Genomic DNA, 19,117 nt, shown 5'->3' with positions numbered 1-19,117 from the left:
TTGGCGTTCGTTGCGTTTGACCTACATCAACTCGCTACGCTCGTTGTGTTAGGTCATAAAAAAACCTTTCGTCCCTACATATTTCTATGTAGGGACGAAAGGTTAAGATTCGTGGTTCCACCCTAATTACTTCTCATATATAAATAACGCTAATAAGCGGAAATCCTTCAATTGGATTCGGTTCAGGGGTAGTTTTCATATATCTTTCTCATAAGAAGATTTTCAGCCACAGTCTTCTCTCTCTAAATGGAAATAATATATTACTCTTCCCATCAACACCTATAATATTAAAGTAAAATATATTTTAACACTATCATATCTATCTGTCAAGATAATTACTCATATTATACCATAGTTTTTATTATTTTAAACATTTAATTATCTCTTCTAGTGAAAGACTTTTTTGTTCTCCAGTCTTCATATCTCTAAAAGAATAAGCTTTATTTTCAACCTCTTCTTGACCTATTACTATTACATAAGGAATATTTAATTTATCTGCATAATTAAATATTTTTCCTATCTTTCCTGATTCTAGGTATATTTGTGTATGTATCCCTTCCTTTCTCAACTCATTAGTCACTTCAACACCATTATCCATATAACCTTTCATTGGAATAACCAATGCCGTAGTCAGAGAATTATCAGCAGATTTAATAATACTAGCTTCCATTAACTGATAGAAAAGTCTAGTAAGACCTATACAAATACCCACTCCCGGTAACTTTTGTTTTGTATAATGAGTAGCTAAATCATCATATCTTCCACCAGAACAAATAGAACCTATTGATAAATGATTATCTAAAAAAGTTTCATATACAGTTCCAGTGTAATAGTCAAGTCCTCTCGCAATAGTTAAATCTATTGCACAATTATCCTCTGGTACACCAAATAATCCGACATATTTAATTACTGTGGTTAATTCTTCCAATCCTTCCATAAATACTTCATTATCAATTTCTAATTCTCTAAGCCTTGATAATATTTCTTGATTGTTTCCCTTTATACTAATAAACTCTTTAATCTTATCCACTATATCCTTACTAATTCCAAAATCCTCAAGTTCCCTTTCTACACCCTCTATTCCTATTTTATCTATTTTATCTACTGCTCTAAGTACAGAGGCTGAATCTTCTATATTGATGTTTTGGAAAAACCCATTTAATATCTTTCTATTATTTATCTTTATAGTAAATTCTTCAAATCCTAGCTCTTTAAAAGTAGAATAAATGACAGAAGGTATCTCCGCATCATTTATTATATCCAGTGTCCCATTCCCTATTATATCTATATCACATTGATAGAATTCTCTAAATCTACCTTTTTGATTTCTCTCTCCCCTATATACTTTTCCAATTTGATATCTTCTAAATGGAAAATTCAGCTCAGAATAATGCCCCGCTACATATCTTGCTAAAGGTACAGTCAAATCGAATCTCAATGACATATCCGTACTTCCCTTTTCAAATCTATAAATTTGTTTTTCAGTTTCTCCTCCACCTTTAGCCAAAAGCACCTCTGTTTTCTCTATAACAGGAGTATCTACAGGAAGAAATCCAAATTTCTCATAATTCTTCCTAATAATATCTAACATCTTATTAAATAAAATTTGATCTGTTGGTGTTAATTCCATAAATCCTGGTAAAATTGATGGTTTAACTATATCTTTACTCATAATAACCCTCCATATGTATCCTTTTATATTATAATAACAAATATATTAATATTTTCCAATCTCTTATTTACTAAAAAAGAAGCTGACTTAATCAACTTCTCTTTACTTACCCTTTTTTAACTTTGTCTTTAGTTTACAAACTTCACATCCATCACAAATTTGTACTTTATCTCTAAAGACTTGACAAATAATATTAACTAGTTCTTTCTCTTTTCCTTCCTCTACATGCAATATTAATTTTATAGGAGAAAGAACTATTAGTGAACTAACCAAAAGATCAGCTTTACTTATATCTTCATACCATTTATCATCTGGCGCATACTCTAACAAACCATTTTCAATTATATTATTGCCTTCATCTAATAAAAAATAATCATTATCTTTAATTATAACATTAATTAATTCATACCTAGGTTCTTGTATGTCTACAAAATATTGAAGCATATTTAAAAACTCTAGATACTCTCTTTCTATTTCAAACTCACCTATGGCCTTTTCTATGGAAATATCTAATATATACATAAACCTTCTTAATCTGAAATTCATAAATCCATCTATTAATATAATATTATTTTCAATTAAATGATTGAGAATTTCTTCATTAAGAATGTTTTTTTCTTTTACATAATAATTTTCACTTATTATTGTAGAATGAGCTGATCTAACTATCTCTTCTCTATCCTCTAATGAATAGTCCCCACATATTTTTATTACTCTTTCCTTTATCACTGATTTAATATATATTTCTAAAATAATATCCTGCACTAAATTTGCTATCGCCCTATAAAAAGCAATATCTTCCAAACTTTTCTTGTTCCCTAAAGAAAGTGAAAATTCATATCTTCCTTCATATTCTTCCTCTTGAATACTTACCTTGGAGTTAGAAAAATACCTATTTATTAAATTTATTACTTCGTCTTTATTTACATCTCCACCAATTCTTATAACTTGCATTGTATCACTCCCTTCTTTTAGTAGTATGTACCTAGAGAGTAGACATATACAATATAAAGACTTACTCTAATGGCAATATAGAGTAATTATAGTACCAATATCTAGTATATTTTTTTGTGATAAAAATTTTAAATTTGTATTATTTTGGGCAAAAAATTTTAAAATCTCATCTTTATTAGGATGTTCATTTATACTTCCTGATATAATAGTTCTTCCATTACATAAATTTCCATTTGTACCGCCTATAAATCCATACTTTTGTCCTTCTAAAGATACATATCCTGGTTGTATTAATAAAATCTTATAACCAAGGGAACTTAATTTTTTATATATAGGAAAATCAGCTGTTATAGCTGAATCTTCTCCTACTACAGCCAAGGAGCATTTTGTATATCCTTGATTTACATTTACAAAATCAATATTTTCCTTTTTTAAATAAAATTTTAAAATTTCATCTGTATATTTAAAATTGTGAATTGCAATTCCTCTTAGTCTTCCTACATTATATGCAATGTCGTCTGGATATTTACTATTTAAATATTTTTCTCCTTTGATTAGATTTATACCCACATTCCTTAAGTTTTCTTCATAATATTCGAAAACATTAGGTGCAATAATTAGTGTATTATGATTTATTGGATGAATTACTATATCTGGATGATATGAAACACTTTCATGTACTTCATTACATTTTATGGTTTTAATTATTCTTAAGTTCATCTTTTTTAAATTTTTTTCTATTTCTTTATCTATCCTACCATCTACTATAGCTAGATTAGCTTCCTTTAACGGAATAAATGGATTCACAAAATCACCTCAACTCAAATATAAAAAACTCTAGAATCAAAGATTCTAGAGTACTATGGAGGCGCCACCCAGATTTGAACTGGGGAGTAAAGGTTTTGCAGTTCTATACAACCTCCAAACATAGCACTCTATCAATCAATATCTAGTCTTAAATATAGCAAAATGCTTATTTCTTATTTTTGTACTTTACTATTATATATCATTTTTTATTATTTTAAAATACGTTAGGACAGATTTTAGGACAGAAAAACAGACCAGGATCTAAGCTCCCGATCTAATAACTCTTAATGCTCTAGGGAAATTTTCTTTTCTTTCAATAAATCCCTTTAATTCTAAACCCTTTAAGTATTTATGTACTGTAGAAGTTGATTTGAGTCCTACTATTTTACCTATTTCCCTAACACTTGGAGCATATACATTTTGTTTTATATAGTCTACTAGTACATTTAATATTTCTGACTCCTTTTCATTTAACATATAAATGTTCCCTCTTTACTATATATGAACCAATGTTCTGTGTAAAGAGGGAATTTGTTGATTTAACTCTTACTGACTTCCATCAACGATACATCTATAACTTTCTTCAGTACACTAATTATGTAGTTTCTTTCATCTTCTGTAAATTCTACAATACTTAAAAGATGTAATAAGTCCTTAGATATTAATAATAAATTCTCTAACATAACTCATCATCATTTATATGAGATTTTGATTATATAGTTTTATCTTTGTTTTGAAATTTCTTCTTTTTAGGGACTATCTACTTTACATACGTTGTTTTGATATAAATTAAATAAAAAATTTATTATAAAGAAGAAATTATTAGATTTATGGAGAATATAGTAAATAGGGATAAAACTTTATGCAAAGTAACATAATATAGTTTACAAAAGAAATAAATTTATGGTAAACTATATTAGTGTTGTTTAATATTATATTACATATGGTATAATAATACTACAAGGGGAGGTTATATTATGTGGAACGATGTAATCAAATATGTAAATCTTGATGGGAAATATCTTGAAGATCAAGAAGAGGAAGATGACCAAAAGCGAGAAGATTAATTAGACATATTTATAAAGAAAGACCAGCTTATGCTGGTCTTTATACTTTTAACTTTTCTCCTCTATGTATAGAGTTGACTTTATTACTTTTTTCTTTTTCCACAATTTCTAAATATCTTTTATTCCAAGTATTAAACAGTTCGATAACATTAGTATAGTATTTGTCTTTCGGATCTTTGTTTAGAGAAGATATTTGTATATACAATAATTTGATTACTCCCCTGTATGATTGATGTAAAGATTGATAAACAACAGATTCATCAGCAATATTATAATTAAAGTTCATTGCAAAAAATTCTAATTTATTAAGTAAACCCGATATAGTTTTACCTAAGGATACCCCTGTCTTCATATCAGTAAATGACTCTAGTGCTGATGATAATTCTCTTTCGTCTATATCACAATCTTCAATACCATCTATTTCTAAATTAAATCTAGTATTAAAATCCATTGAGTCTTCAATTATAATACAGAATTTATTGTAAACATCTTTACATTCTTTACTCTGCAGTATTTCCATGTAATCTTGGATTACTGTAGAAGAACATAATCCGATTAGTTCATCATTATCAAAATCTATCATTTTTTGCTCATCAATATTTGAGTAAAGTCTATTGAGATCAATTTCTTTAAAAACCCAAGATAGCTTAGTAGATAAAGGAAGAATAGTTTCTTCATAATATTTAGCCAATTCAATGGCCTTATCCTTACGCAATCTATCATTAGTAATTTTATAATCCTTTACAGCTAGTCTTACTTGAAAAGCTATAAATATTAAAGAAATAATCGTAGCTGAATATGAAAAGTTCTCAAGTATAGAAGTTTTCGTTTTATTTGAATAAAAAAACACAGAAATAATAACTATTAAAATTAAAGATAAATAACTGAAGTTAATTTTTTTAGCTGTTTTTAAAAACTTCAAATAGCATTCCCCCCTGAAATGTTTGTGAAGGTCCAATAAATTATTTGGCTCTCAAATAAATTATACTATAATTTTTTCTTATTACAAGCTATATAGTTATGACAACTATTCGTATTTAAAAAATTTAAAATGAATTAGTTCAGGATTTTTTGTATACCAGCTCCATCTTTGTATATGCTGGGCGCCTATGCTATTAGTAAAACAAAAACCCCAGAGATTTTACTCTAAGGTCTTACTTCTTCTTATCATAGATACTACTTGTTCCCTCGTAGGTATACCTTGAGGATTTTTACCATCAGTAATGCCTTCTTTAATTCCCCATTCCCAATCATCTTTACCCCATTGAGAAGGTTCATCTTTCTTTTGTATTTCTTCCTTATAATCAACACCAAAATACCTACATATACCTTTGGCTATAGCTCTAGCACATTTCATCTGATAATTTTCATCTAGCATTAATTTAGCTTCTTCTATATTGTCCATAAATCCACATTCTGATAATATAGATATCATCTTCGTTTCTCTTAGCACTTGGAAATTAGATTTTTTAACTCCCCTATTTCTTAGTCCTGTTTCTTTAATTAGTTCTTCCTGAACTAATTCTGCCAGTTCCTTACCTTTTATTGAACTTGGGTGATGATATGTTTCTATTCCTCCATGAGTACCCCATATTGCATTTAAAGCGTTAAAATGAATTGATACATAGGCATCTGCCTTAGCATTATTGGCTCTATCTGTTCTAGTTCTTAAAGGAGTATCTTCCTCTGTATCACTAACAAATAGTATATTAAATCCATTTAATTTAAGTAATTCTCCTAACTTCTTAGCTGCAGGATAATTAAATTCCCACTCTTTTATTACTTTTCCATCTGGCATTACTGGTGTTCTTTTACCAGGAGTATTAAGTCCATGACCATTATCTATTGCTATTAATTTCATTTTATCATTTCCCCTTTGTCACTTGATTCCTTTAGCTGTACTAATGCCTCCCCTAAAAACTTAGGTATAGGTACTCCTGCTTTTCCTAAGTTTTCAACTATAGATATTCCTTCATTCCCAATATAAAACCATATAGATACATTTCTAAGTATTTCTGTACCAAATAGTTGATCTAAGCTATAACAAATTCCAATTGGAATAAATAGCATAGCTTTCTTAAATATCCCTTTATAACCAACACTTGAATCTACTTCTTTATTTACTTTTGCCGCTGTGACACCTAATATATAATCTGCAATTACTAAGCCTACTAATGTTTTCAAAAGCATGTCCCAGCCTCCTAATATTGTAGTTATTGCACCTCCTATTAATAATAAAATCCTCTTTGTCCATATTGTAAAATTATTTTCCATTTCGCACCTCCAAAATTTGCATAAAAAAAGAAGGATTCAATACCTTCTAATGTTGTTTATGTTTTTTATTGTACTCTGCTTGAGCATATTCTCCCCTCGTCATTGGTTGGTTTGGTCTAAATGTCCCATCTTTATAACCTTTCATTATCCCTTGCTTTGTAGCCCAATTTACTGCTTTATAAAACCAATTATCAGGCTTAACATCTTTAAAATCCACATTGTCATTTTCTATCTCATTACTATTATCACTAGGAATATCTATTGTCGTCTGAACCTTATTAGGTAGACTCAATAATCCCCAACCTTCTTCCTCATTCCAATTTTCAGTTGATAATCTTATGGCATTTTTCATAATAAACTCTTCAAATTCCAATGGTCTTAGATTAGGATTAATTTGTTTCAACATAGCGGCTATTCCAGATACAACTTGTACTGCTCCACTTGTATGACTTAATGGTATATAATCCCCATATTGATTTTTAACAGCGTAGTCTGTATACCCTAATCCTAATAAATTTTCACCATATTGACTGTATCCAGCTCTACCTTTACCATCATAAGCTCCTATAGCAAACCAGTGTTTGTCTAAAGCGGGATAAGCATCTATCTCTCTACCTTCATTATCACTACTATCAATCATAATCACATTTTTATCATATAATCTTTTAGTTAATTTTTTTAAAGTCTCACTCCAGTTTATAGTTCTTAGACTACTACAAATAACTTGTACATCATCTTCTAACATTTGAGATAAAGCTCTTTCCCAAGTATATCGGAAAGAGTCATTGTCCATAACATTGTATTCTATTATTTCTGAATCAGGAGCTACCTGTTTAATCAGTTCCGCTCCATTATGATGACTTTTAGGTGAATATCCTATTATACCAATTTTTACACCTTTGCCAGTTATTCCTTTATTCTGCCAGCTTATTATATTTAATTTATCAAATTTTTCTTTATTTCCTTTAAGCAGATGACTATTCATTTTATCACTTCCTAATTAAATATATATTTATATTTTGGAAATACTAATAATAAAAGGAGGCTTTACTTATGAAAAAGCTCTTAATATTATTAAGTTTTTTATTCTTATTTCTTACTTCCTGTGCCCCTAGAATCTCATATACTAAAGAATTTCCATATCTTCCATCTTATAAGAACATGGTTGCTGAACTTGAAGAAAAAAATGAAAAGCAAGGGCAAGAAAATGAAAAGCAATTATCAGAATTACAAAAAGTTACTTATACTATTAAAAATGCTGAGCTTGAAAATGTACTTACTGAATACGAAACGATTCTCCATAAAGATGGATGGAAAACTACTCTTGATGGAAAACCAAACATGCTTCAACTGGAAAAAGAAAATCACACAGCTCTAATTATAGTTTACAATCAGGATAATGCAGTACGATTAGAAGTAACTTCTAAGTAACAGCAAGTATCTTTATTTGTTTCTCATCATTATATAATAATATCTTAATTTTGTATATTGTATGGATAAGATTAATAATGGCAATGGCTATCTCTAGCCCATTGCCATTATTAGTATTATTGTGTTAATATTTCTATTTCTCTTTTAGCCTTCTCTATTTCTACTTCATTTCTAATTGTACTATCTGAATCATCCTCTAACTTTACAGGTGTAGCTGGTACTTCTTCTAGTGTCATCCTTTTTGCCATTACCAGTATTGTATAAGCATTTACTAATCTCTTCTGAATTATTGTCATATCAGTTCACACTCCTTTAATATAGTTATTATTTGTATTTCTGTTTCAGCTTTTAAGACTTCTTCTTGAGGAGGATTAAGTTTATTAAGTAATTCTTGTTCCTCTCTTTTAATTTTATCTTCTTCATATTTTTCATAATCAATTTCATAATCAACTGCAATATCATCTTCAAATACTAAGTTTACGTAATTTTGATATCTTAGTATTTCATCAACTTTTTCTGCATCATCTATATCATGTAATCTAAAAGTACCATAATCATCAAAGGTGCCACCTATACGTTCTATTACTGCTAGTTTTCCATTTATATCACTCATGCCTTGAGGTTCAACATAAGATTTCCCAGAATTAAATAATATTTTTTTATCTGATTTCCTATAAACTATTAACATTTTATCACCTCTTTATAGTTTCATAATAAATGCTAGAGCATAGTATGGAGGTCTATTTTCATGAGGTTGTCCCGAACCAGCTGAACTAGTCGAACCTGATACACCATGAGTATGTGACCCAGCAGAACTTGTAGAACCTGAGTCCCTAGGATTATCCCCACCCGCGAAAGGTTCATATCCTGCTGATTTTGTAAGGTTAAAACCATGGGAGTGACTTCCAGCACTTGTAGTATAAAGTGAACCACTACTATGACTATGACTAGGCATTTGTGCCTCTGTTAACTTTACTCCTTTTTCTCCACCTGTGTTTCCTACATTGTACTCACTACCTGCCCCAACTATAAACCTATTCCTTAAATCTGGGGCTCCATTTGTACCATCACATAAAGTCCAACCACTTGGAACACTGGCTATTGAACCTGACCACATAGTAATTATTCCTTTAGGCACTCCACTTCCTATGGCTATATTGTTATTTTCTTTTATATTCTCCTCAATCCTATTAAAATCTATTGATGTCGGTACATCATTATCCTTCCAATCTGTCTTTGGTGGTTTCCATACCATTATATTAGCCTCCTTCCTTGCAAGCTAGCTTTAAGCCCGCCAGTGTATTTTATATCGTTTTTAATCACTTTATATTTGTTTATCTCATCACATTCTTCTATAGAAATTATATCATTTAGTTCTAATGATGGATTACCTCTCCAATCCAACTTTAATTCTCTAATTACCGCTGGATTACTATATTTTTCTAACAGCCTATTAGCAATTACCTGGGCAGTTTCCTTAGTTTGTATAAAATAGTTTTTAGGGAATACTAAAGTGCATTGTTTATCATTTTTTATGCTTTCTTCATCCTTAGCTACTGTTATTACTTCATCCAATTCTTCTCCATTTTCATCTCTAGGTGAAGCAATCACCTCAACATAGTTAGTAAAATTCTTTTCCTTAGCAGGATTTTGTTTCTTAAAATAATCAGCTTTGGTAATCTCTAATTCAAAAGGTATATCAATAAATTCTATTATCTTAGCTTGCCTATTTGAATGACTCCATTTTAATATTTCTAACTCTATCTTAATAACATCTGTAGGGTTCTCAAGTATCTTTATCTGACTTACCACTTGATCGTTTCCCCTTATTTCTTTTGTAATAATTAAATCTTCATCTGAGTTATAAATATATACATTATAATCCACAGGGTATTCTGTTCTTTTACCATCGCCAACTACTAATAACTGACTAATAGATTTAGATAAAAAACTTATAGTTGCTTTTGGATAAGGTGAGCTGAACATTCCTTGTGAATTAGATAGTTGATTACCCCACCAACCTAATTGGTAATCCTCATCCTTACCTACTAATTCATATTCACCTAGTTTCCAGCTACCGTCTAAAGATGCGGTCTTACCAGAAGCCTCTTCTATTTCATCAACAATCTGGTATTCCTTTGATATATTTATCCTTTCTGATACTTCAACTTCAAACTGCTTTGATGCCTCTATAGAACCTTCTACTCTAATTACTCCTTGCCTATTACAATAAGTCCTGCCCAAGCAAGCTTCAGTTATCATTCTCAAAACTTCTCTATGCGATTTATCCTCTAGATATACATAAGGAACAATATAATCTTTAAGTTCATTATCTATCCAATAATATTTCTCTGTAATATCGACATCTTTTAGTACCGTTAAGGCTAAATCATATAAGCTAATATTCCTTAAAGGTGACTCCATTTTAAAGTCTGTTTCCATTAACTTATCCAGCATATCCCTTCCAATTACCTCGGCATATATCTTCTTACTATCGGACTTCCATTGCTTACTCCAAAACACTCCAAGGGGTGCAAATTCCTTTTGCCCACTATCTAATTGAACTCCTAATTCAGCCCTTATTCTCCTATCTGGTTTAAGTAATTGGTATAAAGGACTTTGTTTATTACCTTCATGAAATTTACCATCAATATTATTTAGTCTTACTCTTATTTCATTAGAACTTATAGAACCTTCATAAACAGTGCCACCAGTAATGCCTACTTCCTCTAATAAATCTATTGATATTAAGTCTTTATCCTCATAAATTTCCTGAATATTGGTAAAGATTTCAGATATTTTAGCCTGTCTATGCGGATGGCTCCAACATTTGATTTTATACTCAATACTAGCTACTTGGGTGAAAACCTCGTCTAACGGCTTGACCCAATGGACTTTATTATTATCTCGGATTGTGTCAATAAAGAGTGTTTCTCCTTTTTCATTTTTTAAGATGATATCAAAATCTACAGGATACTCTCCTCTTTTATCATCACCAGATAATTTCAAACTGTGAATAGGTCTAGGTTGAAAATTTACAGCAATCCAAACAGAAATACTCCCATCACTATTAGACAGTGCATCACTCCACCAACCCATTTGGCTTTTCCCATCAGTAGGGGCTAATCTATATCCATCGCCAAGTTTCCAACTTCCATCAAGTGAAGCAAATTTAGCAGATATAGAAGATATACCGTCAGTTACTTGGTTTGGATAGGATATATTGGCATTACCACTGGTTGAAACTTCTACACTTTGATCCATTTCTCCGCTGGTATAATCTATAATTACTCTTCCAAATACCCTCCTATCAAATTTTCTTTTAATCTTTTCTTGGAATTCGTTTGTCACTGGATACATCTTCTCACCACCCTATGCTTCTATTAGATTAAACTTCAATAATTTCCATAGCATTTGACCATTTGATATATATAATCCTGATGAACTTCTATCCCCTACATAAAACATTCCATTACTTATACCTTCTTGTGGATCATGATATTCTACATAAAAAAAAGGTTTATTAAGCAACTTTAAAACCTTTCTTTGTTCTTCTATGGTAAGCATTTGAAACTGCAAGTCTATTTTTCTTTTAGTCGCTACTATATCAAATAGCATTGTGCCTTCAGCATTTCTTCCAGCAGCTTCATGTATATTCTGGATACCCACATCATAACTCGTAAAAGATGGGAGTAATTCCCCTTCTATTTTAATTGATTCCATATACTCCCACCTCCATTATGCCATTTGTAAAATAGGATCAAAGCCCATCCTTTTCAATTCAGCATTTATATAAGGCAATAAAGCCCTAGCTAAAATCATTCCATCTAATTCTAATACAACTTCGGAATCTCCTTCACTCCTGGAACTATTCATTCCTCCACTAAATTCCATCATTGCTGCCATAACATTTCCTATAGAGTTTGCTACGGCATTAGCTAAAGTATCTACAAATGCAGTATTTTCCAAGGGAACCACAGCCTCTTTTCCTCGCTCTCCTACCATAGCTAAAGTAGGTTGATCTACTATACCACCCCTAGCTAATTGGGGAATAAGATCTATATTAAAGCCTAGTCCACCAACTCCAGGCACCCAATCTGGAATTTTAATTTTATTTAAAGATTTAATAAATTCATTAATCCCTCTTATTATAAAGTTAAATGGTATTTTAAATAAATTGGCCATTCCTTCCCATATTCCTTCAAATACCTTACTTACACCTTCCCACGCTCTTTTCCAATCACCTGTAAAAACTCCCAATATAAAATCAATCAATCCGTTAAATATCTTTAAAAGACCTTTTATTACTCCACCAATAGCATTAACGGTTGAACCTATTATATCAAGCACCTCTTTAAATGAGTCTTTAAATATAGGTACAAGGTATTTAATCAATTTATCTAATAAAGGCTTAAATATTTTCTCCCATAACGTTAGGATTAAATCTCCTACTCTACCAACAAAACCTAATAGTTCAGTAACGATATCTTTCAAGCTATCATTCCATATTTTTTTCATCCAATCCAACATCATGTCCCAAATGGGTTTAACTAATTCATTCCATAAGTATAAAAACCAACCATATATATCTAGAGCTACCCCCATTACCCTATCTACTATGTCTTGTCCCCATTCGTCCCAAAACCCTGAAAGAGCATCAAGAGTGTCATTCCAAACAACATTTATTAACCCCCAAATGTCTGTGAATATACCAAATATGCTATCCATAAAACTTTGTATTTCATCTTGATTTTCGACAACAAAATCCTTTACTCTTCCTGTTATTATTTCAAAAGTATCTGCAAAAACCGTCCCAATCAGCATTAGAGTATTGGCTACATTAGTAAAAGTATCTTCTACGGCTTTAGATATGATAGGTTTATATTTATTAATACTTGATAGCCACATGGAACCAACCATTTCAAAATACTCTGTGAGATTGTTTAATCCACTTGAAATCGTCTCGCTTGTCTCAGATATCCAATTTTGAATGGGTTCTTGCATATTTACTGTGAAATTGGCAAAACCTTCGGCAATAGGCTCAAATAAATTTCCTGCCATAGCAATACCGTATTTGAATATTGTACCTAGTAATTCTCCTCCAGATTGAAAAATAGGTTGTAGGTTCTCAAAAGCAAATTGTGCGATTTCGCTCCAACCTTCAAATGCTATTTTAAAGTTTTCTTTTATGCTGTCAAAATTAACTAACTTAGCACCTGCTTTAATCCCATCAAAAATATCTTTAACCCCCCAGTTATTGTAAAAATCACTTACGAACTTTGATAATTCTTCAAATTTCTCTTTAACGCCAAGAGTTGCTATAGTAGCTAGTTCAGGTACTTCCATTTCAAATTCAGGGGTTCCTGCATCATCGGCATCATCTTTTAAATCTAATTGGTTTATTTCATCAAATCCCATTAATGCCCCTTTAGCATCTTTACCTGCTTTTTTAGCTGCTTTACCATATCCAGCCATAGCCTTTTTAGTGCTATCTAAGTTTTTAGCAGCATTAAAAGATTGCTCATAGGTCTTACCAAATAATGCCGATATGGCAGCTGCTATATAAGTTGTTGCTGTTGCAATTCCTTTCATAAGAGCATTAAGAGCAGGAAGAACAAAGCCATATATAGGTTGAAACGCTACCATTAAATTAGTTTTTATTATATTTAATGAATTTACAAACTGCTTATTAGTTTTTAAAGCCGCACCTGTATAACTCATTATTCCTCTGATACTTTTAAGAATTAGGTTGTAGATAAACAGTCTTCTTAAGATAGACTTGAAGGATCTGTTTATTATAGTAGCAAACCCAATAGCCTTAACTCCACTTTCCTTCATCTCATTACCAAATAATTTAGTTTTTAAAGAAGTTTTTTCAATATCTTTACTTACTTTATTAGTTTTCTTTCCTAAGTCCTGTACTTTTCCACCTGTTTTTTGTGCCTCATCTCCTGCATTTTTTATCTCATCTGCTAATTTTTTATTTTTATCTGTTAAAGGGCCTATTTTAGCTGTAAGTTTATCTATTTCAGATGTGATTTTCTGAAACTTTGTATCAGATTTCAATATTTGTTCTAAACTTTCATCTTTACTCATACCTGAAAACGCTGGGAGATCCTTATATTTATTAATTATAGCGTCCCTTTGTGTATCTAAGTTGTTTAATTCTTCTTGTATCTTCCTTATCTCTTCCTGAGTTTTCTTATATTGAGCATTCATCTTCTCTATACTTTTAGATACTCTTTCACTAGAGCTTGTTCCAGATTGAGCAACATTTTTAAAACTATCACCAATTCCTCCTATGGAATCTTTAACAAATTTATTCGTTTTACTTGTCATTTCATTAAACATATTTTTAAAGCTATTATTAAAGACTTTACTTATTTTATTTATTTCCATATTTAAGGAATTTTGATTAATCTCTACATCTAATTGTATAGAACCTACGCTTGTGCTATCTGCCATACCTTCACCACCTTTTTAAGCATAAGAAAAGCACCTAGATTTCTCTAAGTGCTTAATGGCATTTATTAATCTCTACATATTATTCAACAAGTAAACAATCACTTAATGCTACTGTTGTACTTAACAAAGTTCCTTCACATTTTCCAACAATTTTTATTGTTTGCCCCTTTTCAAATTCAGCTACTTTCTCTTCTTCACTCTTTTTAAAAGTTATTCTAACATTATTCAAAAACCCATCTACATCAAATATTACATAAGGATTCCCTGCAATTTCCCTATCAATATCATTTATCTCTCCAGTTAGTATAAGCATCTTATTTTTATATTCTCCATCTGCTTTTATAGCATTATCCATATAATCTGAATGTAGTTTTTTATAGTCAACCTCAATTGCCTCTTCTAATACTTTTTCTAATTCTGTTTTCTTCACTTCTCCTTTATTATCTTCAGTTTGGTTTGATTCCTCTACCTTTGATGTTTCCTTAGTAGGTGCTTTGTCCTTATCCCCATTAGACCCTAATGCTCCTACTGCTATGATTACGACTATAACCCAAAACCACCATCTTTTAAATAAAGGTTTCTTTTTCTTATTTTCCATTTGAACCATCCCCCTTGTTAATATTATCTCACGCTTAAAGGATACCAAAAATAACCAAAGGTTTCAACCCTTTATTTACCAAATGCTTTTTTGCACATATCCTGAAATATTTGTATCTGTCTTTCAACTTCTTTTTTATCCATCGTAACTATTTTCTTTATATTCCTGTTTCTCCATTCATTTCTAAGTTTATGCTGTTCTTTAGTGAAGTTCCTAAGGACATCTTTATCATTTTCAGATCTAATTGATACTACTTTTCCAAGAGGGGTTTCGGGCATAATTCCAGATAATAAAGTACTAAACTCACTCCAAGACATATCATTTTCATTTCTTAACCTAATCCCATATTGAGCGGTAAAGGAGGCTTCAATTAACCCCCAATCTTCGTACATATCATACCAGTCCTCTTTATATACCCTCTTCTCTCCGAAATCGAGCTTCCATCACTTCGTATTTCTCTCCTGTTACAGCTGCCATAATTGCAATCATAATAGATTGATAAGCCATAATAGATAAATTCATATCATTAATTTCTTTTGCTGCCTCTTCACCTAGAACCACAGATATCATTTCATCAATAGCATTTATATCATTCATATCTAACTTTTCCATCTTTTGATTTAATAGTATTATTGTATTTTTTCTATCATCAATATCGTATATTTTATCCTCTGCCAGCTTTAACTTAGGTCTTTCATTAGTGAGTTTAGCAGATATATCTATAATTTTACTCATTATTCTCCACCTCCTGCAGGTATATATTCAGGTTTACCATCACTCTGAAGTTCAAGTTCTAGTCCTGATACATTTGTACTATCTCCACCAAATGGTGTAGTTACATTAACTATACAATCAAATTTCAGTTTATCTCCATCTGGGAATCCTATTTCCGCCACGCTTGAACAAGCTAATCCACTCTTCCAAGCTAATCCTGCTACATAATCATTACCAGGATCTCCTACATGTCTTTTACCATTCAAAGCAATAGCAAATCCTTTCCCTGTCATTAACCTTCTTATCCATCCTTCAGTATCCATTGGAGTCCATTCTTCCACATTGCCATCTATTGAAGGCGAGAATGTTTCCATATCTTTAATAACCTTCATATCTTCTTCAGTACTTGTTCTTCCTTTTATTCCAATTTTAAAATCCAAATCAAATACTGGATATACTCCTAAATTAGTTTTAGTCATATTCATTACCTACCTTTCATGTATAATTTCTAAATCAATTACATATTCAAATATCCCTGAATCATCTACACCTAAATAGATAGGTTCAGTGTCTCTCATTCTAAATTGTATAACCCTTTTATTTGCTATTTTTATGTTAGTTAATCCATTTATAGAGTTATATACTTCTATTGCTTTTAATTCGCTTTCTTTGATGTTTTTATTCCAATGTATTAATATTCTAATGCCCTTTCCTACATAGCTACTATTTTGAATACCACCTATAGCCATAGGGTTAATAAAAGCCTTGCCATTATAAATTACTATAGATTTTTGGTCTATAGATCTTAGCCCACCAGTAAACCAATTAGGGCAATCAATTTTAGTTTTTAGCCAATCTTTGAAATCACTTATTGTCATTTAATCACCCCGCCTGAATTTTGTTTTAAAAGTATCCCATAAGTTTTAGTTAGCCAGTCTTTTTTATCTCCATGGATGAATGAATCTAGCCATCTGCCTTGAGCATTAGGGTTTTTATCTTGTCGAAAATCATAATCAGGGTTATAATACAATCTTCTAGCATAAGGTCCGGGATAACTTAGATATCCCTTGCCTTCCTCTACTCCTACTACAGCTGATTCTTCAAGATTACCAGTCTCTTTAGGAACTACCTGCATATTATCTACCTCTGTTTTCATAGCTTCCATAGTAAGAGATAAAGACTTTATTGTAGCATTTTCAATCTTTTTTATAGCTTGAGGATTAAGTTTAAGTTTTGCTCTAACCTTCATTACATCAAGTCCAATTCTGTAGAATATATTGAGCCATCTGGGTTACGAATCTTTCTATAGTGATATATCTGTCTGCTCTCAATCTTATTTCCTTCATCATCAACTAGAGTTATATAGCCTTTAATTGGCTTGTTAGGATATATATCTCCTTTGAATATACAAGAACCTGACAATGTTACTAATTGCCTTTCTGCATTCATTACAGTTTTACTCTCTTCATTAAAGTTACATTTACCATCAAAGATCAGTTCATCAGTAACTCCATCTTCACCAGGTAGTTCAACATAAACCTTAATAGGTGTAACCAACAACCAATCAGGAAATGGAAGTTTCATAGCTATAACCTCCTAACTGTAAGCCCTGTTTGGCTTAGATAATCTAAAGTTTTCTTATCTGCTATAACACCGCCAGCACCTTGATTGTCCCTACTAAAGGATAGACTTATACCCCCAGCACTATATCCATCAATAGGCATATTAAGGTACTCTCCATAGTTACTAATAAAATCAGCTTGATAGCATACTGCTTTTTTAATCATTTCTTGTTGGTACTCTGTAAGGTTAGCAAATCCTTTGCGTCTTATTCTTCCATATGTTAATCTATCTACTTGATCTGATGATTCTTCTAGAAGTTTAGTAGCTGTATCTTCATCTAGAGTACCTTTATAGGTATCTTTGTAATAGTTATAATCTACATAAGCCAAATAACTCACCTCTCAAATTCAAAAGAGAGAGCTATTTGCCCTCTCCTTTTTTAGCTTTCTTATCAGTTTCTTCAACCTTTTTTACTTCTTCTAATTCTTTTTCTAATTCCTTAACTTTTGCTTTTAATTCAGCAATTTCCTTTGATTCTTCTGTTTCTACTTCCTCAAATACAAGTTTACCCTTTTCCAACTTGGCAATCTTATATCCTTGGTCTATAAACTTTTGTTTTTCATCTTCTGATATCTTATATTGTCTATTAGCTTTTATTGCATACATTAACTATCCCTCCTATTCTTGTGCATTAATAGCAACTGCATCCTTCTTAGCCTTTATAACAAATAGGTCTTGGAAGGATCTATTCTGATATAAATATCCAAATGCAGACTCAGGAGTTTGTCCTTTATTCCACAAATATATATCCCTTACTTTTATAGGAGCTAATATTCCAGATGTATGGCATAGAATCATATTTATTTGTTTAGCACCTTCGGCAGGAGTCCATCCTTCACTAAAATCATAAGCTGTTTTCATTCTATCAGATGGTACAGTATCTATAGTAACTTCATCTAAGGATCTAACATTTCTATTAATTCCCTTAGAACCACCTGTAACATCTAAGGTCCTTTGGATTCCCTCTGCATTCTTAAGCATAGTGTAAACAGTAGGAGTTACTTTTAAGATTCTTCCAGACTGAGGTACTCCTGCCTCATCCATATCTTCCATCATCTTATCGAATATGGATAGAATATTACCTTCTGTTAATACTGTGGTGTTTATAGTCCCACCATGCGCCACAAACTCTGAATAAAGCTTAGAATATCTATAAGCATCAGTCTCTGGTATAGCTTGATCTTCGTTAAATACTGATGTTATATTAGCTGCAGATAAAACCTGATTAGTCTCATCTACATCCATTTCATCTACATAAAACTCAATATCTCTATCATGGGTTAAGGTAAGTGCTTGATAGGTATTTCCTACCTTCCCCCTATTCTTCGAACCATCTCTAGCATGGTCCTTATATCCTGTTAATTCAACAGTAGGTATTCTGATTGTTTGTGCATCAATAAATCTATATCTGTTATTTGTCGCTATATTTGCAGATGTTAACTCTCTTGCAAATTGTTGCTCTATCTGTCTTTCAAATCGTTCTGCATAATTAATACTCATTAATCATCCCTC

The 19,117-nt window shown here is 31.2% G+C and carries 25 protein-coding genes, 1 pseudogene and 1 other annotated feature; of the genes and pseudogenes, 1 reads left to right on the top strand and 25 read right to left on the bottom strand.

The window, feature by feature from the left end; all coding sequences use genetic code 11:
• Window positions 1–87 precede the first annotated feature (87 nt).
• Window positions 88–285 (bottom strand) — a binding site (T-box leader).
• A gap of 76 nt (window positions 286–361) precedes the next feature.
• The 9 genes from hisS to RT714_RS14205 all read right to left on the bottom strand — a co-directional run bounded on the left by hisS (window position 362) and on the right by RT714_RS14205 (window position 7,759).
• On the bottom strand, window positions 362–1,672 hold the full coding sequence (gene hisS / locus RT714_RS14245; protein WP_313758497.1) for a histidine--tRNA ligase: 1,311 nt from the start codon (window positions 1,670–1,672) through the stop codon (window positions 362–364).
• A gap of 102 nt (window positions 1,673–1,774) precedes the next feature.
• Window positions 1,775–2,626 carry a putative sporulation protein YtxC gene (locus tag RT714_RS14240; RefSeq protein WP_313758496.1) on the bottom strand — a complete coding sequence of 284 codons (852 nt, stop codon included), beginning with the start codon at window positions 2,624–2,626 and terminating at the stop codon, window positions 1,775–1,777.
• Window positions 2,627–2,692: 66 nt separating this feature from the next.
• Window positions 2,693–3,433, bottom strand: coding sequence for a DUF6873 family GME fold protein (locus RT714_RS14235; RefSeq protein ID WP_313758495.1), 741 nt, complete (start codon window positions 3,431–3,433; stop codon window positions 2,693–2,695).
• A gap of 261 nt (window positions 3,434–3,694) precedes the next feature.
• Window positions 3,695–3,910, bottom strand: coding sequence for a LexA repressor (locus tag RT714_RS14230; protein ID WP_313758493.1), 216 nt, complete (start codon window positions 3,908–3,910; stop codon window positions 3,695–3,697).
• Between the two features lie 62 nt (window positions 3,911–3,972).
• Window positions 3,973–4,116, bottom strand: coding sequence for a hypothetical protein (locus RT714_RS14225; RefSeq protein WP_313758492.1), 144 nt, complete (start codon window positions 4,114–4,116; stop codon window positions 3,973–3,975).
• A 424-nt stretch (window positions 4,117–4,540) separates the two neighbouring features.
• Window positions 4,541–5,422, bottom strand: coding sequence for a hypothetical protein (locus RT714_RS14220; protein WP_313758490.1), 882 nt, complete (start codon window positions 5,420–5,422; stop codon window positions 4,541–4,543).
• Window positions 5,423–5,641: 219 nt separating this feature from the next.
• Window positions 5,642–6,361 (bottom strand): N-acetylmuramoyl-L-alanine amidase, encoded by a 720-nt coding sequence (locus RT714_RS14215; RefSeq protein WP_313758488.1) that lies wholly within the window; start codon window positions 6,359–6,361, stop codon window positions 5,642–5,644.
• Complete coding sequence (locus RT714_RS14210) at window positions 6,358–6,774, bottom strand: phage holin family protein (protein ID WP_313758487.1); 417 nt, start codon at window positions 6,772–6,774, stop codon at window positions 6,358–6,360. The genes RT714_RS14215 and RT714_RS14210 overlap by 4 nt, the downstream gene beginning before the upstream one ends.
• Before the next feature lie 46 nt (window positions 6,775–6,820).
• The gene (locus RT714_RS14205; RefSeq protein ID WP_313758486.1) at window positions 6,821–7,759 is read right to left on the bottom strand and encodes a S8 family serine peptidase; all 939 of its coding nucleotides are present in this window, start codon (window positions 7,757–7,759) and stop codon (window positions 6,821–6,823) included.
• Between the two features lie 68 nt (window positions 7,760–7,827).
• Between RT714_RS14205 and RT714_RS14200 the strand changes: the two genes are divergently transcribed.
• Window positions 7,828–8,205, top strand: a complete 378-nt coding sequence (locus RT714_RS14200) for a hypothetical protein (protein ID WP_216541778.1) — start codon at window positions 7,828–7,830, stop codon at window positions 8,203–8,205.
• 116 nt (window positions 8,206–8,321) lie between these two features.
• Here the strand turns inward: RT714_RS14200 and RT714_RS14195 are convergent, their stop codons facing one another.
• From RT714_RS14195 to RT714_RS14120, 16 genes and pseudogenes are all read right to left on the bottom strand, one after another.
• On the bottom strand, window positions 8,322–8,501 hold the full coding sequence (locus tag RT714_RS14195; RefSeq protein WP_313758485.1) for a CD1375 family protein: 180 nt from the start codon (window positions 8,499–8,501) through the stop codon (window positions 8,322–8,324).
• A complete protein-coding gene (locus RT714_RS14190; protein ID WP_313758484.1) occupies window positions 8,498–8,893 on the bottom strand; it encodes a hypothetical protein in 396 nt (131 codons plus the stop codon). The genes RT714_RS14195 and RT714_RS14190 overlap by 4 nt, the downstream gene beginning before the upstream one ends.
• 12 nt (window positions 8,894–8,905) lie before the next feature.
• Window positions 8,906–9,460 carry a hypothetical protein gene (locus RT714_RS14185; RefSeq protein WP_313758483.1) on the bottom strand — a complete coding sequence of 185 codons (555 nt, stop codon included), beginning with the start codon at window positions 9,458–9,460 and terminating at the stop codon, window positions 8,906–8,908.
• Complete coding sequence (locus RT714_RS14180) at window positions 9,460–11,565, bottom strand: hypothetical protein (RefSeq protein WP_313758482.1); 2,106 nt, start codon at window positions 11,563–11,565, stop codon at window positions 9,460–9,462. The genes RT714_RS14185 and RT714_RS14180 overlap by 1 nt, the downstream gene beginning before the upstream one ends.
• A 12-nt stretch (window positions 11,566–11,577) precedes the next feature.
• Window positions 11,578–11,928 (bottom strand): DUF6711 family protein, encoded by a 351-nt coding sequence (locus RT714_RS14175; protein WP_072977790.1) that lies wholly within the window; start codon window positions 11,926–11,928, stop codon window positions 11,578–11,580.
• 15 nt (window positions 11,929–11,943) lie between these two features.
• Window positions 11,944–14,670: a hypothetical protein gene (locus RT714_RS14170; protein WP_313758481.1), complete on the bottom strand. Its 2,727-nt coding sequence runs from the start codon at window positions 14,668–14,670 to the stop codon at window positions 11,944–11,946.
• Between the two features lie 79 nt (window positions 14,671–14,749).
• On the bottom strand, window positions 14,750–15,268 hold the full coding sequence (locus tag RT714_RS14165) for an OB-fold protein (RefSeq protein WP_313758480.1): 519 nt from the start codon (window positions 15,266–15,268) through the stop codon (window positions 14,750–14,752).
• A 71-nt stretch (window positions 15,269–15,339) separates the two neighbouring features.
• Window positions 15,340–15,663 (bottom strand): annotated as a pseudogene (locus RT714_RS14160) (Gp15 family bacteriophage protein); the annotation flags it as partial.
• A gap of 13 nt (window positions 15,664–15,676) precedes the next feature.
• Window positions 15,677–16,003 carry a hypothetical protein gene (locus RT714_RS14155; protein ID WP_313758479.1) on the bottom strand — a complete coding sequence of 109 codons (327 nt, stop codon included), beginning with the start codon at window positions 16,001–16,003 and terminating at the stop codon, window positions 15,677–15,679.
• A complete protein-coding gene (locus tag RT714_RS14150) occupies window positions 16,003–16,461 on the bottom strand; it encodes a phage tail tube protein (RefSeq protein ID WP_313758477.1) in 459 nt (152 codons plus the stop codon). The genes RT714_RS14155 and RT714_RS14150 overlap by 1 nt, the downstream gene beginning before the upstream one ends.
• Before the next feature lie 9 nt (window positions 16,462–16,470).
• Entirely contained in the window at window positions 16,471–16,860 is a 390-nt protein-coding gene (locus tag RT714_RS14145) for a minor capsid protein (RefSeq protein WP_313758475.1), read from the bottom strand.
• Entirely contained in the window at window positions 16,857–17,231 is a 375-nt protein-coding gene (locus tag RT714_RS14140) for a hypothetical protein (RefSeq protein WP_313758473.1), read from the bottom strand. The genes RT714_RS14145 and RT714_RS14140 overlap by 4 nt, the downstream gene beginning before the upstream one ends.
• Window positions 17,231–17,566 (bottom strand): hypothetical protein, encoded by a 336-nt coding sequence (locus RT714_RS14135; protein WP_313758472.1) that lies wholly within the window; start codon window positions 17,564–17,566, stop codon window positions 17,231–17,233. Before RT714_RS14135 ends, RT714_RS14140 begins: the two co-directional genes overlap by 1 nt.
• A 2-nt stretch (window positions 17,567–17,568) precedes the next feature.
• Window positions 17,569–17,934 (bottom strand): hypothetical protein, encoded by a 366-nt coding sequence (locus RT714_RS14130; protein WP_313758471.1) that lies wholly within the window; start codon window positions 17,932–17,934, stop codon window positions 17,569–17,571.
• Between the two features lie 31 nt (window positions 17,935–17,965).
• A complete protein-coding gene (locus RT714_RS14125) occupies window positions 17,966–18,211 on the bottom strand; it encodes a hypothetical protein (protein WP_313758469.1) in 246 nt (81 codons plus the stop codon).
• Window positions 18,212–18,223: 12 nt separating this feature from the next.
• Window positions 18,224–19,105 carry a hypothetical protein gene (locus RT714_RS14120; RefSeq protein ID WP_313758468.1) on the bottom strand — a complete coding sequence of 294 codons (882 nt, stop codon included), beginning with the start codon at window positions 19,103–19,105 and terminating at the stop codon, window positions 18,224–18,226.
• Window positions 19,106–19,117: the final 12 nt, after the last annotated feature.

The sequence above is a fragment of the Tissierella sp. genome (assembly GCF_032104385.1).
Lineage (GTDB): Bacteria > Bacillota > Clostridia > Tissierellales > Tissierellaceae > Tissierella.
This window is presented reverse-complemented; position numbering and strand designations above follow the sequence as displayed.

Excerpts from the sequence above, each read along its gene's own strand:
- hisS (WP_313758497.1), bottom strand. The coding sequence starts at position 1,672 with ATGAGTAAAGATATAGTTAAACCATCAATTTTACCAGGATTTATGGAA.
- RT714_RS14240 (WP_313758496.1), bottom strand. The coding sequence starts at position 2,626 with ATGCAAGTTATAAGAATTGGTGGAGATGTAAATAAAGACGAAGTAATA.
- RT714_RS14230 (WP_313758493.1), bottom strand. The coding sequence starts at position 3,910 with ATGTTAAATGAAAAGGAGTCAGAAATATTAAATGTACTAGTAGACTAT.
- RT714_RS14225 (WP_313758492.1), bottom strand. The coding sequence starts at position 4,116 with ATGTTAGAGAATTTATTATTAATATCTAAGGACTTATTACATCTTTTA.
- RT714_RS14215 (WP_313758488.1), bottom strand. The coding sequence starts at position 6,361 with ATGAAATTAATAGCAATAGATAATGGTCATGGACTTAATACTCCTGGT.
- RT714_RS14210 (WP_313758487.1), bottom strand. The coding sequence starts at position 6,774 with ATGGAAAATAATTTTACAATATGGACAAAGAGGATTTTATTATTAATA.
- RT714_RS14205 (WP_313758486.1), bottom strand. The coding sequence starts at position 7,759 with ATGAATAGTCATCTGCTTAAAGGAAATAAAGAAAAATTTGATAAATTA.
- RT714_RS14200 (WP_216541778.1), top strand. The coding sequence starts at position 7,828 with ATGAAAAAGCTCTTAATATTATTAAGTTTTTTATTCTTATTTCTTACT.
- RT714_RS14195 (WP_313758485.1), bottom strand. The coding sequence starts at position 8,501 with ATGACAATAATTCAGAAGAGATTAGTAAATGCTTATACAATACTGGTA.
- RT714_RS14190 (WP_313758484.1), bottom strand. The coding sequence starts at position 8,893 with ATGTTAATAGTTTATAGGAAATCAGATAAAAAAATATTATTTAATTCT.
- RT714_RS14185 (WP_313758483.1), bottom strand. The coding sequence starts at position 9,460 with ATGGTATGGAAACCACCAAAGACAGATTGGAAGGATAATGATGTACCG.
- RT714_RS14180 (WP_313758482.1), bottom strand. The coding sequence starts at position 11,565 with ATGTATCCAGTGACAAACGAATTCCAAGAAAAGATTAAAAGAAAATTT.
- RT714_RS14175 (WP_072977790.1), bottom strand. The coding sequence starts at position 11,928 with ATGGAATCAATTAAAATAGAAGGGGAATTACTCCCATCTTTTACGAGT.
- RT714_RS14170 (WP_313758481.1), bottom strand. The coding sequence starts at position 14,670 with ATGGCAGATAGCACAAGCGTAGGTTCTATACAATTAGATGTAGAGATT.
- RT714_RS14165 (WP_313758480.1), bottom strand. The coding sequence starts at position 15,268 with ATGGAAAATAAGAAAAAGAAACCTTTATTTAAAAGATGGTGGTTTTGG.
- RT714_RS14155 (WP_313758479.1), bottom strand. The coding sequence starts at position 16,003 with ATGAGTAAAATTATAGATATATCTGCTAAACTCACTAATGAAAGACCT.
- RT714_RS14150 (WP_313758477.1), bottom strand. The coding sequence starts at position 16,461 with ATGACTAAAACTAATTTAGGAGTATATCCAGTATTTGATTTGGATTTT.
- RT714_RS14145 (WP_313758475.1), bottom strand. The coding sequence starts at position 16,860 with ATGACAATAAGTGATTTCAAAGATTGGCTAAAAACTAAAATTGATTGC.
- RT714_RS14140 (WP_313758473.1), bottom strand. The coding sequence starts at position 17,231 with ATGAAGGTTAGAGCAAAACTTAAACTTAATCCTCAAGCTATAAAAAAG.
- RT714_RS14135 (WP_313758472.1), bottom strand. The coding sequence starts at position 17,566 with ATGAAACTTCCATTTCCTGATTGGTTGTTGGTTACACCTATTAAGGTT.
- RT714_RS14125 (WP_313758469.1), bottom strand. The coding sequence starts at position 18,211 with ATGTATGCAATAAAAGCTAATAGACAATATAAGATATCAGAAGATGAA.
- RT714_RS14120 (WP_313758468.1), bottom strand. The coding sequence starts at position 19,105 with ATGAGTATTAATTATGCAGAACGATTTGAAAGACAGATAGAGCAACAA.